This is a genomic window from Cobetia sp. PS-4MA, assembly GCF_057670765.1.
On sequence record NZ_CM173107.1, the window covers coordinates 2,456,728 to 2,474,258 of the forward strand.

At 54.5% G+C, this 17,531-nt stretch carries 12 protein-coding genes and 1 pseudogene; 7 read left to right on the plus strand and 6 right to left on the minus strand.

Annotated elements, in window-relative coordinates:
- The first annotated feature begins 14 nt into the window (after nt 1-14).
- A complete protein-coding gene (locus tag AC26AR_RS10390) occupies nt 15-908 on the plus strand; it encodes a hypothetical protein (RefSeq protein WP_488106975.1) in 894 nt (297 codons plus the stop codon).
- A 172-nt stretch (nt 909-1,080) separates the two neighbouring features.
- Here the strand turns inward: AC26AR_RS10390 and traN are convergent, their stop codons facing one another.
- The 4 genes and pseudogenes from traN to AC26AR_RS10410 form a co-directional block, all read right to left on the minus strand.
- Nucleotides 1,081-1,527 (minus strand): conjugal transfer protein TraN, encoded by a 447-nt coding sequence (gene traN, locus AC26AR_RS10395; protein ID WP_488106976.1) that lies wholly within the window; start codon nt 1,525-1,527, stop codon nt 1,081-1,083.
- On the minus strand, nt 1,524-1,715 hold the full coding sequence (locus AC26AR_RS10400) for a hypothetical protein (protein ID WP_488106977.1): 192 nt from the start codon (nt 1,713-1,715) through the stop codon (nt 1,524-1,526). Before AC26AR_RS10400 ends, traN begins: the two co-directional genes overlap by 4 nt.
- Before the next feature lie 34 nt (nt 1,716-1,749).
- Nucleotides 1,750-1,974, minus strand: coding sequence for a hypothetical protein (locus AC26AR_RS10405; RefSeq protein WP_488106978.1), 225 nt, complete (start codon nt 1,972-1,974; stop codon nt 1,750-1,752).
- 276 nt (nt 1,975-2,250) lie between these two features.
- Nucleotides 2,251-3,507: pseudogene (locus AC26AR_RS10410) on the minus strand (ISL3 family transposase).
- A 338-nt stretch (nt 3,508-3,845) separates the two neighbouring features.
- Here AC26AR_RS10410 and AC26AR_RS10415 point away from each other — a divergent pair.
- The 4 genes from AC26AR_RS10415 (at nt 3,846) to AC26AR_RS10430 (ending at nt 9,270) form a co-directional block, all read left to right on the plus strand.
- The gene (locus tag AC26AR_RS10415) at nt 3,846-4,031 is read left to right on the plus strand and encodes a DUF2188 domain-containing protein (protein ID WP_141392016.1); all 186 of its coding nucleotides are present in this window, start codon (nt 3,846-3,848) and stop codon (nt 4,029-4,031) included.
- Nucleotides 4,032-5,236: 1,205 nt separating this feature from the next.
- Nucleotides 5,237-5,962 carry a gluconate 2-dehydrogenase subunit 3 family protein gene (locus tag AC26AR_RS10420; protein WP_348471782.1) on the plus strand — a complete coding sequence of 242 codons (726 nt, stop codon included), beginning with the start codon at nt 5,237-5,239 and terminating at the stop codon, nt 5,960-5,962.
- Nucleotides 5,963-6,095: 133 nt separating this feature from the next.
- Nucleotides 6,096-7,484: a c-type cytochrome gene (locus tag AC26AR_RS10425; protein WP_488106979.1), complete on the plus strand. Its 1,389-nt coding sequence runs from the start codon at nt 6,096-6,098 to the stop codon at nt 7,482-7,484.
- A 13-nt stretch (nt 7,485-7,497) separates the two neighbouring features.
- Nucleotides 7,498-9,270 (plus strand): GMC family oxidoreductase, encoded by a 1,773-nt coding sequence (locus AC26AR_RS10430; protein WP_488106980.1) that lies wholly within the window; start codon nt 7,498-7,500, stop codon nt 9,268-9,270.
- A gap of 304 nt (nt 9,271-9,574) precedes the next feature.
- On the opposite strand, the gene AC26AR_RS10435 is transcribed toward AC26AR_RS10430, so the two are convergent.
- Both AC26AR_RS10435 and AC26AR_RS10440 read right to left on the minus strand, forming a co-directional pair.
- Nucleotides 9,575-9,826 carry a hypothetical protein gene (locus tag AC26AR_RS10435; protein ID WP_169477195.1) on the minus strand — a complete coding sequence of 84 codons (252 nt, stop codon included), beginning with the start codon at nt 9,824-9,826 and terminating at the stop codon, nt 9,575-9,577.
- Between the two features lie 210 nt (nt 9,827-10,036).
- Nucleotides 10,037-12,595 carry a bifunctional diguanylate cyclase/phosphodiesterase gene (locus AC26AR_RS10440; RefSeq protein WP_488106981.1) on the minus strand — a complete coding sequence of 853 codons (2,559 nt, stop codon included), beginning with the start codon at nt 12,593-12,595 and terminating at the stop codon, nt 10,037-10,039.
- 2,018 nt (nt 12,596-14,613) lie between these two features.
- Between AC26AR_RS10440 and AC26AR_RS10445 the strand changes: the two genes are divergently transcribed.
- Both AC26AR_RS10445 and AC26AR_RS10450 read left to right on the plus strand, forming a co-directional pair.
- Nucleotides 14,614-15,285, plus strand: a complete 672-nt coding sequence (locus AC26AR_RS10445) for a hypothetical protein (RefSeq protein WP_488106982.1) — start codon at nt 14,614-14,616, stop codon at nt 15,283-15,285.
- Nucleotides 15,282-16,814, plus strand: coding sequence for a DEAD/DEAH box helicase (locus tag AC26AR_RS10450; RefSeq protein ID WP_488106983.1), 1,533 nt, complete (start codon nt 15,282-15,284; stop codon nt 16,812-16,814). The genes AC26AR_RS10445 and AC26AR_RS10450 overlap by 4 nt, the downstream gene beginning before the upstream one ends.
- Nucleotides 16,815-17,531 lie beyond the last annotated feature (717 nt).

Here is a 17,531-nt window from a genome sequence, read left to right on the forward strand (position 1 = left end):
AAGGGACACCCAAAATGCTCAACATAAAAAAACTCCAAGCTTTATCAGCGGTCATGCTTGTAAGCCTACTTCAAGGCTGTTCTATGCACACCCAGAAAACTTACAACTCAGAATATTCTTTGCCTAGTAATCTGATGAAAGATTATGCTTTTGTTTCACAGCATGATGTCGGCGATGCTGTGGATGGTACTCAAGCGACTTATGATAGAACAGAAAGCACCATTTTTGACGTTCTATCCGTTGCCACCCTCCTGACTTCCAGTGACTTGTCGGATGTAGCCGAATCCGCATCTGTGATCCAGGCGATGAAACCTAATAAGCCAAAGCACCGTCACAAGCATCCATTATTATTCGCAAGCATTCCCTACGCTGCTGGTGGTGATCGACAGTCAGCTATCAACGACTACATTGGTATCGTTAAGGATTCTCTGATCGATACCGTGGGTGCAGAGGGCAGTGTTAGCTCACTTCCCGTGAGTACTTTAGGATATATGAGCTATACAGGGTATTCATTTACCTCAGAGGAGCTAGGGTGCCAGATTGCAGACCAATGCATTGTCCGACTGGCCCTTACAATCCCACGAGCTAATGAGTCTACCATTGCCGGTGAGTGGGTAAACAGACAAGCGTTCGAATCAATTTCTAACAATCAGAATCGTGATTTATTCAAGCTGAAAGACGCCCCCTATTATAGTGCCGTCGAGTTGAATTCAATTGATACTTTGTCTCAGATACTATTCTTATCATCAAATGAAAGCTTCGATTACGAAGCTGCATATAACAAACTAAGTGAAAACCTACCCGGAACTTTCTATATTTATTTGCCACCGGAGACAGACTACGGGATCACGACTCCTTACCCTTATATGTTGAACAAGGGGAAGCGCTTGCTATTCCAAACCCCATAAAAGAAGCCCCGCAATTCGGCGGGGCTTCTTTTTACTTGGTTTCTACGTTGTATATTTGTCGCGCTTCCTGATACCGCTCATCGAACTCTAGATCCCCCATCCTCTCGCCAGTCCGCTCGATGACATCGGGGCGGGACTCTTCGCCCTCATCCCCAGCGCCCAGCCAGTTACCCTAACCGGTCAGGGCTTCAACTGTCAGATTGTCTGGCGCCCCCTGGAAGAGGTCATTTTCCACGAGTGTTGCCGTCCATTCGTCAAGATTTACCTTGTCCCAGTCCACTGCATTCAAGACGTCCAGGGGGATACCCCCGCACTCCGGGTCCTCAGCATCGCCAAAGTCTTGCAAATCTGGATACTCAAGCCCCATCTGCCGGCGGATCTGCTCTTGTATGATGCGCGCCATCGGGCTCTTGAAGCAGCAGTAGCCTTTGCGCTTCTCGATGCATGCCCCAAGCACCTCCGTCTTGCAGTAGGAGCCGACATAGGTGCAATTACCACACTCTCGGTGTGCGGCGAGCATGAACTCATATTCCTCACACGCCCAGACGATTTTGATGGTGTCCAGGGCCAGGGCATAGTAGCCGTAGATAGCCATCAGCGTGCTTGCGGCACCCATCATGGTGACTCCTTCCGGGGCCGCGCTCTCCCCTGCTTGGCCTGCCCGCCAGCCGCCACGGCATCCGGCCCCGCCATATTACCGATGATTTCGGAGGTCACCTTCTGGGTCTGTTCTTTAAGCTTTTCGATCAAGCTATCCAGCGCTTCCGTTACAACCTCTTTCACCGCACCAATAGTGTTGTCGTACATGCTGGTCAGTGGCTCGGTAATCGCTTCCACGAATTTACGACCGGGTCGCGGAGGGTGTTGTAGCCACTTTGGAACGTGTCGCCAAACGACTAGAGGCGAAATCGGCTGACATGATGGCTTCGTCGACCTTCGGCACCACCATAATCATCGCCAGGTAGTCCTTGGCCGAGACATTGACCGGCTGCTCACAGCAAACTTCCACGCCGCCGAGCGCCGTCTTGCACTCATAGGCGGACCCGCCGAAGACCTTGCACGACACGTTCTCTTACGCATCCTCGACCCCGGGCACTTATTGTAGATCGACTTCCCAGATCTTTGAACTCTCGTATGGTCGAAATGGCTGATCAAGATGGGTCAGCACCAAGATATTTTTCAGGATTTCGACCCGAGGGATACCCCAATGAAAGACGCGACATCAGTGCGTAAAACTTCATCGATTGACGACACCCTTCACAAGAGCGGCGAGCGCAAAGTCCATCGGCGACACATCATCAATCAGTGTCTGATACCTCTCTTGAACCGGCTCTTCGACGTTTCATGTGGATTTGACTTCATCCAGCATGCGCCCCACGGGACTGCCGATCAGATAGATCATCGCAATAAAATTGCTTTCGTTTCGGTAGCCGCGAGCCCGAGATCTGGCAGCCTGAAAAAGGCCATTCATGCCTTCCAGTCGTGCATTCGTCAGGCCTGAGCGCCAGCGCCTCACAACCTGGTCGGCATGTCGCTCCAACGTATTGAAGGCTTTTGCCATTGGCTTGAGAAGCGTGTGGCCGGCGACTGCCTCACGCATCACATTGAGGTAATTCGTGATGCGCCAACGAGCCCCGCGCGCTGTCGGTGCGCGACGAATCCATCTCAGCTTTTCCTTGATGATCCATGCATTCGCGGTAGCCCCTTGACCAGCAACCAGCTCGCGGAGAGCGACCAGCTGTTTTTCCGTCAGGTTGTGGTTATCCATGTTTTTCAGCACTGCCCAGCGCAGGGCCTTGGGATGGGCTTTTTCTCGACGTTCCCGCTTACGCACTTCATCCAACGCCTTGGTGAACGTCTGCACGATATGGAACCAGTCAACCGTCACTCGAGCATCAGGGAGATGTTCCGCAGTGCCATTGAGGAAGGCCGGAGACATGTCACACACGACTTCAACCACATTGCCCGGGGCGCCGCCATGTGCCTCTAGAAAGGCGCTGAACGCCTTGATCGTCTCTTTGCCACGTCCCTGGACAGCAAAGATCACCGGCTCTTGTTGGCGTTGCATATCGAGAAATACGGTGACGTAGCGTTGCCCTCGACGTGATGCCGTTTCGTCTACCCCGACATTGGCAACCTGAGAAAGACCCAGGTCTCCCAGCATGCGGCCTACGTAATGATGCACGATGCGCCATAGACGCTTGTCAGTAACTTCCAATTGCCGAGAGACGGCGAGCACAGGCATCTCCCTGACCAACGACATGGCAGCCTGTTCAAACAACAGTGTGAAGCCACTATCAGGGCGAGCCCAGGGCACCTCGACTCGCTTGACGCCGTGCTCTGGTCACCGGGTGCGAGGAACGCGAGCATGGAGATAGCAATGATGCTGGAAGAAGTTCAGGTGTCGCCAGGACTTGTCCGCAAAGTCATGCGCCGGGCATGCCTTGCCGCATTCCGGGCAGGCATAAAGGCTCCCCCGGTCGGCTTCCAAGTAAAGCTCGAGACGATGCGGAGATGACGTGGTATCCAGATGCTGGTCCTTGAGTTTCCAAGGCGCTTGCAAGCCCAAGCCAAGGGTCAGGATCTGAGTACCATCCATGTCAATTCTCCAGTCTGTTCGGGGCCCCATATCCTGGACCATTCCAGGGCACTAATTCCACACCTGGCGTCGAAGAGCCCGAGAGGGTACCGGCGCTGGCCCTCCTGCCTCTACCGTGCGGTCCAAAGTGCTGCGGTTATTCTATGAATCCAGGATTTTCACTAGGCAAAAATCAAGCCTCTAAAATTATCTAAGATTATGCGCCACACACGACAAGATAACTTACGCTAATAGAATCATTACCAGCATCCAATATTCACAAAAGGGGGGAATGTAAAACTTTAGTATTAATTCATAATACGTTAATGTAAGATCGCCATTTTACATGAGAGTTAACTATGTTTCGTACTGTCTTCGTAATAGCCAAATCAGGGGCATGGCTCGTCAAGAGCGATGAACGCAATCATCCCACTCAGTTATTCACCACACAGAAGGCGGCAGTCTCCTACGGACGTGAAATTGCCAAGGCAATGAAGGCCGATCTTGTCATCCGCACAAATATCAAAACGCTGGGTAAGCCATGATAACGGGTAGCGTTTCATTTCAGCTGTCCGATCAACTCATTTCACGAAATTCAGCGACACGCATATTTTTGACAGTAGTTAAAGACTCTCACTTTGGGACTCGGGCATAGCCACTCGGTTGAGGCGTTCCTAGCAGCTTTCCGCTGGCAAATACTCTGAAGCATTCAAGAGCACCAAGTTTTCCACAGGATTTGCAACCGATCTAAAGACTTCACTGGTTGGTGAGGAGCATCCCTTCTCTGACCGCCACCCCATGACTTCAAGCATGACGTAGCGCTTACACCACCAAACCTGCCGGTCCGTAAGACGTATCACAGTCGACCACCCTGTGAGCAGACAGATACAACACCAGAGACCCAATCGCTTCATTGGTGACTACGCCAAAAAAATAATATCATCAGGGCTGACTGAAACTGTGCCTTTGCACAGCCTGGGGCCTAACAACCTAGAACATCAAGTCGCCCCACCATGGCTTATTTTCAAGCCTTTGGCTTAGATGCTTCCAGTTCACTCCCAAGCCTCCATGCAGCGTCTTGCTTTGTCGCAGCCAATATCAAGAAAGCTACAATATTTCAACGTCATAACTTATCGTTATCGACGATATTACTACCAGCGCTGTACTTTGGGAGATTGCATAACTCTAAAAAAAGTCTTCTTTCAGCATGACTTCTCGCGGCTTCCACCAATAGGGTGATCCTGCGTAGAAAATCAGCTTCACCAGCTTCCAAAGACACTAATTAGTAGCATCGGATGACCTTGACCTAACTTTAGGCGAGAAACTTTCTACGTTAAGCGACAGAAGAATGCACGACACTTCCTGGGTCAGGTAACCTTTCGTTGAGAGGGCAATCTTACCCATCACGTTGGAGTCTAGAAGTATTGAATCACTCCACAGACCATTACCTGCCGACAAGCCTCTCACGCCTAGCAGACTGGTAAACGCAACGCTGCGTCACACCAACTCTTTACCCTCTCCTCTCAAATGCAACCAATCATGATGTTATTCTAATATTTCAGCACAGTATTCTGACACCCCCTCTGCATTCTCTAGGCATCACCACCCCATGACAGGAGTGACGTCGAAGAGAGGCGGCAAGAGTCGTCATATGGTGTGCCCCGCTCCCGAAGGAGTCAGCCAGATATCGCGTTGAACACTCGCTGGAAAGTTGAGCGAGTCACCGACACACCGCGCTCAAGGAGGCAATATGTCGCTCGATTCCGAAGGTCAGAAACGCCGTGAGTTCATGCGGAACTCACTGACCGTCATCCCTGCCGTCACCTTGGCTCCAAGCCTGCTGTTCAGCCAGTCGTCGGATGCGGCGACCCCACCTCTTCATCAGTACGTTCCTGCGTTTTTCAACGAGGAAGAATGGGAATTCATTCTCTCCGCCACCGATCGCCTGATACCTGAAGATGAACATGGTGCCGGGGCCTTGACGGCCAACGTCCCAGTTTTCATCGACAAGGAGTTGAGTGGAGACTACGGGCAGGCGAGCGACTGGTACATGCAAGGCCCCTTTCACCCGAACGCCGATCCCGTCTTTGGGTATCAGCTCCCCCACACACCTGCAGAACTCTATCGCTTGGGGATTCAAGGCGCCCGTCACCATGCCAAGCAACAAACGGGACAGGAATTCACTGACCTTTCATCAGAGCAGCAAGATGCGCTGCTAACCGACCTGGAAAATGGACGAGCTGATTTTAAAGCCGCCGGGATACCCGACCTCCCCTCCGCCACCTTCTTTGCTTTTCTCTTGCAGAACACACGCGAAGGGTATCTCTCCGATCCCATGTATGGCGGAAACCGGGACATGGTGGGCTGGAAGATGCTTGGCTTCACTGGCGCTCGCGCCAGCTTCCGCGAGTGGGTCACACAACATGATGTGCCCTATCCGCTCGGTCCAGTCAGCCTTGCCGGAAAGCGCGGCTGATCAGCACCGCTCAAATTATTCAGCCAATCTCCCACTGGACGACGGGTAACAGGAGCAACGGATGCCCCAATACAGAAATTGGCCAGTACGCCTCGCACTCCTGGCGGCTGCCGTGAGTGCCGCAGGTGCGGCAATGGCCGTTCTCGGTGACAGTCCTACACATAGTCAGTCCTCTATCAGTACGGATAGTGCGGCCAATCCCCAACTGATCAAGCGCGGCGCCTACCTGGCCCGAGCAGCAGATTGCATGGCGTGCCACACCCGTGAGGGCGCGAATAAAGAGTACGCAGGGGGACGCCCCATCGAGAGCCCCTTCGGTACCATCTACGCCACCAATATCACGCCAGCGCCCAAGGCAGGGATCGGGGAATATCGTGAGCAGGATTTCGCCGCTGCTCTGCGACAAGGGATACGTGCAGATGGCAGTTATCTGTACCCGGCAATGCCGTACCCGTCTTATGCCAGCCTGAGTGACGACGATATCAAGGCACTGTATGCCTATTTCATGGAGGGAGTCGCCCCTGTCACCGAGCCCGCACCAAAGACCTCTCTCAGCTTCCCATTCAATCAGCGCTGGGCGATTCGGTTCTGGAACTGGCTGTTCGTCGATGAGGTATCGAATACTTCTTTCGCCAACCTTTCCAGTGATCTCTCTGGTGATCGACAGCAACTGTTGGAGCGTGGACGCTATCTGGTGCAAGGCGCGGGACATTGCGGCAGTTGTCATACGCCCCGCGGCCTGTTCATGCAGGAAAAAGCGCTCAACGACCAGGACGGCGACGAGTACCTGGCTGGAACTGAGCTGAACGAGTGGCAGGTACCTTCTCTGCGTGGGGGCGACGCATCAGGATTACGCGATTGGTCGGAAGACGATGTCATCGATTATCTGGCCACTGGACGCAATCGCCACGCCGCGACTGGCGGCGAAATGACCTCTGTCATTCAGCACAGCACGTCTCACCTCACTGATGCGGACTTATCGTCCATCGCGGCCTATCTGACGACGCTGGGCGCCACGGACAAGCAACGCGCCTCATCCGCCCCCGCATCGACGCCATCTTCCTACACAGCACCGGATGCCACGACACGGCAACTGACGAGCGCGACTTCCCTGGACGAGGGGGCACGTCTGTATCTGGACAACTGCAATGCTTGTCATTTCGCCAATGGCAGAGGCGCCGATAGCGTCTTCCCCCCGCTTTCCGGCAACACCCAGGTCAACGCTGACAATCCGACAGCCCTGATCAGCACCATCCTGTATGGCGCACAGTTGCCGTCGACGCCAAAACGCCCGGAACGCTTGCAAATGCCAGGTTTTGACTGGCGCTTGAGCAACGAGGAAGCCGCCAGCCTGGCAAGTTTCGTCCGACAGAGCTGGAGCAATGATGCCTCCAGGGTGACTCCTGAGCAGGTGGCTGAGGTGAGACAGGCGCACGGGCCTGGCAAGCCGGCGCAACAAGGGCGTCCAGACTCCCTGGATCATGCTCGCGAAGACGCTGCCTCCACCCCCCCGTCGAACTGAAAGGAATCACGACATGTCCATCACACAACCAGACGTCGATGTCGTCATCATCGGTCTTGGCTGGACCGGCTCGATAATGGGCCTGGAAATGACGAGCGCTGGATTGAACGTGCTTGCGCTTGAGCGCGGAGCAGATCGGAGCAAAGAAGACTTCCTGTATCCCAAGCCTGCGGATGAGCTCAAGTACGGGGTACGCCTCAAGATGATGCAACGCCCACGTCAGAGCACCGTCACGATACGACGAAATCGCCAGGAACAGGCCATTCCCCAACGTCATTGGACTACCTTCCATCCCGGTGATGGCGTGGGCGGTGCCGGTTCGCATTGGACAGGGGTGCTGTATCGCGCCACACCAAACGAACTGGCACTCAAGAGCTTTGCCGATCGCACCTTTTCTCCAGGCTTTTTGCCTGAGGACATGACCATCCAGGACTACGGCGTCAGCTATGAAGAGCTGGAACCTCACTATGACTTCTTCGAAAAGGTCGCAGGCTTGTCCGGTCAGGCTGGCAACATCCAGGGAGAAATGATCGAAGGCGGGAATCCCTTCGAAGGGCCGCGCAAGAATCCGTTCCCGCTCCCTCCCTTGCCGAGAACCCTGACGGATACCTTGTTCACCAAGGCGACCAAGGCACTGGGCTGGCACCCATATCCCTACCCCTCTGCCAATGTATCGGGCGCATGGACCAACCCCTATGGCATGCAATTGGGTCCCTGTAACTTCTGCGGCTTTTGCAGCAACTACGGATGCCTCAACTATTCCAAGGCATCCCCACAAACCTGCACGCTTGATGCACTCAAGCAACGCGAGAACTTCGCGTATCGGACGGGCTGTGAAGTCACACGTATCGTGAAGCACGAGGAAGATGACACGGTCAAAGGGGTCATCTATCGCGATGCTGATGGCAATGAGGTCTTTCAGCCTGCGGGAATGGTCATTCTTGCCTCATTTCCCTTATCCAATGTCCGCTTGTTGCTGTTATCCGAGATTGGAAAACCCTATGACCCGGAAAGCAACACCGGGGTGGTGGGGCGCAACTTCTCCTACCAGATCACGGGCTCCATGGATCTTTACTTCAAGGATCATCAATTCAACCCCTTCATCTCGGCTGGAGGGAGTGGACAGGTGATTGATGACTTCAGTCCCGATACCTTCGATACCGAGCAACACGGTTTCATTGGGGGCTCCTACATCTATACCACCCAAGGCCCGGGAGGCGCGATCGGTGCACTACGCACGCCTCCGGGAACGCCGCAATGGGGTAGTGAATGGAAAAAGCAGGTCCGCGAGCACTACGGCCACCATATGATGCTGGGTACGACAGGTACGAACATGTCCTATCGAGACGTCTACCTGGATCTGGATCCCACGTACAAGGATCCGCATGGTGATCCCTTGCTGCGCATGACCTATGACTGGAAAGATAACGACCTACGAATGACGGAATTCATGGCAGAGCGGATGCGTGAAATCGTCGCCCAGTTGCAACCGGACTATCATACCGAGAGCGTCAAACAGCGGGGTGACCACTTCGATCCCTCAAGTTATCAGTCAACGCATCTGACCGGTGGTGCCATCATGGGGACAGATCCAAAGACATCCGTCCTCAATCGATATCTACAGCATTGGGATGCGCACAATCTCTTCGTCATGGGGGCCAGTGCCTTCCCACAGAATATGCAACACAACCCCACGGGAACGGTCGCAGCCCTCACCTATTGGTCGGCACAGCATATTCGAGAACGCTATCTTGATAATCCGGGGCCTCTGATGTCACGCAATTGACTGCCCCACGCCACGATACTCCATACCCTGTGTCCGACGAGATGTTCCAACCTCATCGTGACATGTCGTTCGAAGTCACTACGCCTGGTGCTTCTTCAGGGTCAGATTGCCCAGGCGTAGGAAAACGACAAGCTCCCTTTCCATGACATCCTCGACGCCATCCAGCACTGCCAAGAGAGTCGCCACACACATGGATGGGCCCCACCCTGCAGGTTGATTTTCCCGGCGCCCCGCCTTCCTGTATCAGGTGCGTCCATGCCGCATGCGTACCCCGAGCTTCCTGCCCGCAGATAATGACGACTGTCTACGACTGGATGTGCATCTCGCCGAAGGGAGGATCGGCCAGGATATCAATGGCTTCACACATACGCAGGTCGCTCATGACGTCCTGAATGACTATCAGCGCCATCTGCAATTCCTCAGCCAGGTCGATAAAACTCTCGATCTGGCCAACACCCCGGGCGTGCGAGCCAATCGAGGACATCTCCTCTGGCTCGCACGAGCCACCACCTACCGCTTCCTCGGTAACGGTAACGGGGTCATAACCGAGATGCATTGACGCCTTCAGCGGTAAGGCCCACACGCAAACGCCGCCGGCACCCTGAACAGGACGTCGGCGGCGTTTGCGCTTCCCGGAACATTGCAATCAGCTCCCTATGACGATCAGGCATCGATGCCGCTCTCAACGGGAGATCGAACTCGACACGATCCTCGATAGAGAGTGAATCGTACAACGCGAGACACGCCGATGACGCATGTCCCGACATTAGCGGGAGACATCGTCACATAACAGCTCCTTGAAAGAGGTTGGTGAGACTGGCGGGCCAAGATAGAACCCTTGTACCTGGTCACAGGATAGGCTGGAGACCCTCTCGAGCTGCTCGGTCGTTTCCACACCGCCAACTGTCACATTGAGAGACAGGGCATGCCCCATTCTGATGATCGCATCCACGACCGCCTCATGACGCTCGGAATGATCGAGGTACATGAGAAAGCTGCGATCAATCTTGATGCCATCGAATGGATAGCTTTGCAGGTACCCCAGCGAGGAGTAATCCGTCCCGAAATTATCCATTGACAGCCGAACCCCGAGAGCTTTGAGATCGCTCATCGTCGTCAGGATCGCCTCGGAATCCTCCCGCATGATGTTCTCGGTGATTTCCAGCTCCAGACGTTCAGCAGACAAGCCAGTTTCCTCAAGTACCCGTTGGATGCGCTGCACCAGATCATGACGCTGGAACTCGACCGGCGACAGATTGACTGACACCCAAAGCTTGTTGTCCCAACTCATGGCGTTCCAGCAGGCTTCTCGCAAGACCCAATCGCTGATCTCGAAGATCACGCCATTTTCTTCTGCCACAGGAATGAAGCAAGCCGGACTTAACACATCCCGAATAGGGTGATGCCAGCGTACCAACGCCTCTGCGCCGATGATGTCCTGAGTCATTGCATCGAAACGCGGCTGAAACTCAAGCCGCAACTCCTTGCGCGCGACAGCTTGGCACAAATCCATTTCCAGCTGACGTCGCTCCATGATGCGCTCGCTCATGGAAGGGTCGTAGATGCATGCCACATTTCTGCCCTGGGACTTGGCTTCATAAAGCGCAATATCCGCACCCCGCAACAGCGCATCATGAGTCAATGCATGATACGGCGCGGCGACGATACCAATGCTGGTCCCGACGTGAATCACGTGATTCTCGATCTGGATCGGTTGATTGATCTTGTCGATCAGACACTGGCCCAGTCGTGTTGCGTCCTGAGGCGTCTTGCACTGCGTGGCGACCACAATGAATTCATCTCCCCCGAGTCTTGCGACCATATCGCGATCCTCTATGCAGCCTTGGATCGCTTTCGCAATTTCACGGAGCACCTGATCCCCAACTGCGTGCCCGTAGGTATCATTGACTGGCTTGAACCGATCAAGATCAAGCGCCAGCACGAACAACGGCTGGTCACCACTCACCTCGGTACGCAACCTCTCGTCAAGAAACCGATCGAGCCGATGGCGGTTGGCGAGCCCGGTCAGCGGATCATGTTGACTGATGTGCTCGATCTGCGCCTTGGCTTCCATTTCACGCGTGATGTCACACACGGTCCCCTGGTACCCCTTGAGCTCTCCACCGGCACGAAATTCACAGGCAAAGACCTGGCAATACCGAGTGCGGCCCTCTCCATCCTGCAACTCACACGCGATTGGTTGACGTCCAGCGCCCGCACCGTGAGCCGCAATGTCGGCCAATATCGACGGATCGTAATGCAAGAGTTCTGACAAGGGCCTACCTAGCCACTCGGATGCCGTGAGCCCCGTCAACGGCTCAAATCGATCTGACAGGTAGGTCAAGACCTGCTGCGTATCGGACTGCCAGATCCAGTCCGAGGAGATTTCTGACAAATTCTTGAAGCGACGCTCACTGAGCTTCAAGGCATGCTGTACCTCGACCACAGCCTGACTGGCATGATGCAAATGCTTGCGAAGCCATATCAACAGGAACACGACCAACGCTCCCACCATCCCCCAGAGAGGCAAGACGTTGATCAGAAGATGTCGGCCATAAGCCTCTTTCTGCCATTGCACGACAATGTCCCCGACATTCTCAGTGGCGAGAATCACGTAGGGCTCTTCGATGTCCTTGGACCCAACAACACCAATACGCAGATCCGTCAGCCCGTAACGTTCCGAGATGGCAGCAAGTTTAGCCCCATCCAGAATGTCGACATACACAAGGTAGGAAAGCGTCTCGAACTGAGTGTAGGAACTGTCGGGACGAATCACGGCAGCGGACACGACTGCCGGCACACCGCCCACTGTCGTATATTCCGTGGCGACCTCATCCTCCCGTGAGCCCTCTCTGGCACTTTCCAGCAACCGTGGTACGTCACTCTCGACCCAATCCTCGAGATTGACATCTTGCAACTCACCTTCGAGGAGCGCATAGCGAGTACCACCTGCCGGTCCTACGATGAACACGCCCTCCAATCCATAGGTGGGATACAGAGAGGGGCCAATGTTATCTCGGTCATACGCCCACTCATGGTCGACGGCACCATAGGTGTACTGATACGAATCAATCCAGAAGGCGTAATCATCCAAGGCAATGGCAATCTGTGTCTGACGATCCTCTAGGGCCAGCAAGACATCGGCTTTGTCATGTGCCAGCTGCTCTTCATCAATCGCCATACTGAGATATACCAGAGCGCCACCCGCCATGAAAAACAGGAAGACAGTGAGGTACATGAAAAGACGTGAAGCCAACCGAGAGGTGGCCGCGTAACGAGCACTTTCATCAGGAGAGTCTGGTACGGGATATGAAGTCATGGTCATCCAGCGTGTGAAAGTCCTTGAAGGGTCGTACGCCATGCTCGATCACTGCCGACATTGTCATGCAGACTGAATCACTGGCTAACGGCATTCATGGTGGATTCTTTAGCGACTCCTGATGACAGTGGCGGTCACGCCATTTGGCAGACGACACTCAACGAAGAAGAAACCATCCTATCGGCCTACGACGCCTTATTACGAAGTACGTCGCACGCGTTGATCATTGTGGGAAACCTCGTACAGGGTGAAGAGGTCTTACCTCAATGCACGAACAAGAGGATAAAGAAACTTGCCGTTTAAGTCTCAACGCTAAATATCCTGAGAAACAGGCATGCCAGTGATTTCAGGTACCTTGATCAGCACGAACGGCCAATCCTCCCTTAATATGATTAAATCTCATTTTTATTTTCACGAAAGAACGCGCCAAGGCGGCACCTTGGGCGGGAGTACGACTACAAGGCCTACCGGCCCCAATGATCTCCTGCTGTTGTTTAGCGCTACCTGCTGACGAAAGACGCGATCGTTCGCGGGAGTGTTCATCATCACGCCGGGACTACCGAAGCCGGTAAGATCAAGGCGTGGTCGCGCAGCATCAATGGCCACCCCCCGTTGTCAGTCACTCATGCAGTGTCCCTACAGCGCAATGTGCCAGCGCTCAGGATACATGACACGCACGCGACGAAATGGGCGGATCTTTAACTTGAACAGGTCTGCCATGCTCACACGATCGAACTCTATCAGCTCGTCTGCTGACTTCCCCTTGACCAGACTCTTGCACATTACCGACTCGCAACCGCCATGCTCGCCGTCTCTGCTGAGCAATGCGGTGGCTTACCCAGCATCTCGCTTGCGCAGCACCTAGATCAAGGCATCACTCACAAAGCCGGGATCGTTCATGATCCTGGGCACGCTGCTCATGCTATCTCCCTCCATCCAATTCGGCCTTGGCCCCCTACCGACTGGCCAGCTCCCGTTCTCGAGCATGTCCGGTCAAACAGGCTCGCGGCAGTGCCCACCTCAAGGCTACGCCATCGTGATGCTGCCCGTTCGCATGACCTTCTTCATTGTGCTCACCTCACTCAGGCCTACCGAGCACTCATTACCGAAGTGATCTTCATGTCGCGATCGACAGAGCCATGCAACCAGGTAAGCGTGAATGCGTAGTGGCTGAAGTGGATATCACGCCACTCCCCGCTCTCTATGTTGGCCTCTTTAGCCTCACCCAGTGCCCTATCCTCCTTTAGCGTCTTATCCACCAGGGGATGATGGATCACGTGCGCCGTCAGTTTGCCAACTGACGACAACAGATCAGCGAATACAGCTCCCCGGACATGCCTTTTTACTCAGGCTATGACAGCCAATCCCTCTCCTCGCATCCCGGCCGATCGCCTGACGCTTGCGAATGACACAGCGTCTCATCCGTCGCGCCGGCCAATATCAGCAGGCTTCGATAGGACCTTCTTCAGGCGTCCAAAAATGACACCAACTCCAGCAATGGATCGCCCGACATGACTGTGGCGACGTAGTCTGTCTTTGACAAAATGGTCATATATCACCGTCGATTCAAATCGCATCAGGTCACGACCAGCAACTTAAATCATTAAAAATGGTTTAGACAACATCATCTCGTGACATAGGAGGTCTGGCACCACTATCGCCTAGTGAATTACCACCACGCTCTCAGTCAACATCGTATCTGTCCTGATAGAGCTCGATCGCTGCCCATTAGAAGGATTAATCTTTTAAATACATCAACTTAGTCTCACGTCATGCTGAGTAAAGGGTACGCATATCCGAGAGTCATTGACGCGCCTTCTCATGAAAATCTCTCTCCTACAGTCTGAAAATATCTGCCGCCTGCAGAATTAAAATATCTGTCTCCTGCAGACGGTAAACGTCAGGCCTCGACGTATTGCAGATCGACTTCCCAGATTCTTGAACTCTCGTAGAGTCGAAATGACTGACCACAACGTGTCAGCACCATGATCTGTTTCATGATTATCGACCCGAGGGACGCTCCAATGACTGACGCAACATCATTGCCTGACACTTCACCGGTTAATGGTACCCAACACCAGGGCGACGACCGCCAACTCAAACGTCGACACACCATCAATCAGTGTCTGATTCCGCTCTTGAATCAATATGCCGAGACTAAATCTCACTTCACCATTGTGGAATGTCGAGATGCGCTACTGACACACTCATCACTCAAGTCTCTCGACAAACACACTCTCTATCGCGCCATTACCAAGCGCTTGATGCAGTGCATCGACAAGGGACTTGCCATTGAAGTCGGTATTCGAGGCAAGAAACGCAAGCTGTTTCAAATGCTCAGCGCACTACAAATGCCGGTCGCCCCGGGGCTCGAGCCTGTCCATTCCACTACGATCACGGTAAAGGAGGCCGCCACTCACGATACGCCCATCGAGGCTCCTCAGGCTCCCACTCTGCCATTTACGGAGGAAGATCAGCGTGAGTTGGAGAAATTGATTGCTCAGAATCTCGTCACGCGACAAGAGATCGGTTACATGATCGAGTACTTCGACCTCTCCCTACACCAAAAGCCACAATGGCGCGACGTGATACTTGCGGCGCGAAAGAATGCCGAGGACATGGCGATGAAAGCGTGGGGACACTACATGGCCTTGATCCAACTTCGTGCAGTGACAATGCCGGAGGGCGAGGCATGAGACACAGATCGCACAACCGTCTAGTGAAAAATGGCAAGACACCGCCTCTGCGGGACTGGCAAGCGCGCTGCATTGAAACTGCACTTCAGGTGCTGAACGACGATAGCCCTCACTTTCTCTGCCAGGCCACACCGGGGGCCGGGAAGATGCTCATGTCAGCGGTACTGGCCGAGGAGCTGATGCTCAATGGCAGTATCGACTTGATTCTCTATCTCGGCCCCACGAGCACCATCGTGCAACAGGCAAGGCAACAGTTCGAGCGCGTACTGGAGCGTCCTCTGCGCGGACAGGCCAGCGATGCAGGGACCTGCGTGACCTATCAAGCGCTTCACCACCGACTCGACACGCTGAAGCAACTTTGCCAGAGAGGGCGAGTACTGATGATCTGGGATGAAAGCCATCATGCCGCCAGTCAAACCAGTGCCGATGGCACTCATGTCACGGGACTCAATCAATGGGGTAACGCCCTGCTATCCCTTGAGCAATACGTTCGCTTCACTCTGGCGCTGTCGGGCACGCCATGGCGGGCGGATGGAAGCTGTTTACCCTTGCTGCATTATCAGGCTCACGATGCGGCATCGTCATCCGGCGCTGCGCACTCGCCTGACCGCCGCCTGATTCCCGGATTCATCTACTCCCTACGCGAAGCCATCGACGATCAGGTGTGCAGAATTCCGACGATGCATATGCTCGACAACCGAGAGATTCTGCTGCGCACGCATGCCACACCAGCTCAGCCTTCTAACACGAAGCGCTATACCAGTCTGCCTGCATTACTGAGACATCCGCAGGTGCCTTATGCGTCGTTGGTTCGCCATGATGGCCTCGTGACGCAGCTACTCCACCAGGCCACCGATCAATTGGCCTGGTGGCGCCGGGAAGACCCGACGGCGGCTGGCTTGGTGATTGCCGCCGATATCGCCCATGCCAGCGCTATCGCTGAAAGGCTTGATCAGCAGGGACATACCACCTGCCTGGTCCACAGCCAGTTACCGGGAGCCCATGAGATGCTGGCCCGTTTTCAACAGACGAGCGCCCAATGGATCATCTCGGTCAACATGATCAGCGAAGGCGTTGATCTCCCACGCCTGCGGGTATGCTGTTACCTGAGCCACATCAAGACGGAACAGTACTTTCGCCAAGCCTTGGGTCGCATCATTCGTCGCCAGAACCACCTCGATGGACAGTGTGACCTCTTCATGTTGCAAGACCCCTTGTTGGAGCGCTATGCCCAACGCGCGCTGGAGGACCTCCCGGAGTCGCATTCACGAATTCAGTACTCAAGCTTCGCCGGTAGCGCGCCCAAGGCCCTACCTCATGCACGACCGTTGCGCCAGGGCGCTCCCCCTGAGCTCGAAACGCAGGACTATGCCCGACTGCCGCCTCATCGACGGCCTCCCGGCACACTGACCGATGCCATGATCGCCAGGCTCGCGGCAGACACTCCAGGCCCCGACTCAGACCGCGACCTCATCGCAGAGATTCACTTCTCTCGAGAGTACCTCACCCATGTGATACGCCCGACATGATGTCTTGGGGGCGAGACGATCCCTCGCTCCTTGCCTGCCCACCCACCGTGCCGGCCTCTCCCTGAGAGACCGGCACGGGACATGGTCCTGCCGCCATTCACATCGAGACAGCGAGTTGGCAGACGCACGTCGCTCTCTTCCATCACTCACCGCATCGCCAAGAGATGGGGGGTCATGTTGACAGGGCTGAAAGCGCTCACGGTACATGACGATATCCCGTCACATGTCGTGACAATAGACGTCAGGCTATCGCCAGTCCGAAGTTCTCCGTGTCCCTTTCAGGGCGCACTGAAGGCGCTGCTCGAGTTCCGTCCGCTGGTGCCTCCTTGCCATGTATATCCCATTGACCGACCACGACGTCGTTTCGAGCCAGATTCCCACCCGATTGGCACTGCGACAGAAGGATAACGATAACTCCTCCATATTATATGGAGGTGGCTGCCTTGCATGACTCATACAACAAACCGCAAATAACGCAATAATAATACATGGCAAATCCAATTATATTATTTCCCTTTCCCCCTCATGGTGCGTTACGATGCCACGGAATCTCACCTCCTCCGACAGGCCCTCAACAGCCGCTCCCACGCGGAAATTTCCGGACCGCCCCCGGGGTAGTCCGTTAGGTCAGGCCATCCTCACAACCTGTTGATGGCCATCAGGAAATCGGCATATTTTGCTGAATGACAAGGAACGCTGCCCCCTAGAATGGCTTAC